We start from the raw sequence: 381 nt of genomic DNA, 5'->3' as shown, positions 1-381 counted from the left end.
CGATGACCATTATGGTATCGTCAAGACCAGCATCCTTAATGACAGCAGAATCGAAGGTTCCAAGGACATCACCCTTCTTAACCTCCTGGTTGGCAGCAACTTTTTGCTTAAAGCCTTTACCATCCAAGGAAACAGTATCAATACCGATGTGAATGAGAACTTCAACACCGTCTTTAGATTTCAGACCATAAGCGTGGCCAGTTTCAAAAGCAATTTGTACCAGGCCATCAACTGGAGAAACTACTGTGTTACCGCTAGGTTTAACGGCAATACCTTTACCCATAGCACCAGATGAGAAGACTGGGTCATTAACCTTTTCCAGTTCAACAATTTGGCCATCAACTGGAGAATAGATTGTTTCTTCAGAAACTTCAGTTTTAG

1 protein-coding gene is annotated in these 381 nt (G+C 42.3%); it reads right to left on the bottom strand.

Features of this window, described 5'->3' with window-relative positions; genetic code table 11:
- Window positions 1-381, bottom strand: a 381-nt coding sequence (locus FH871_RS35150; RefSeq protein ID WP_138995374.1) for a PTS glucose transporter subunit IIA, incomplete at both ends; no start/stop codon positions are given.

Origin of the sequence: Larkinella sp. C7, from assembly GCF_006149005.1 — a bacterium.
In the GTDB taxonomy this organism is placed as follows: Bacteria; Bacteroidota; Bacteroidia; order Cytophagales; family Spirosomataceae; genus Larkinella.
This window is presented reverse-complemented; position numbering and strand designations above follow the sequence as displayed.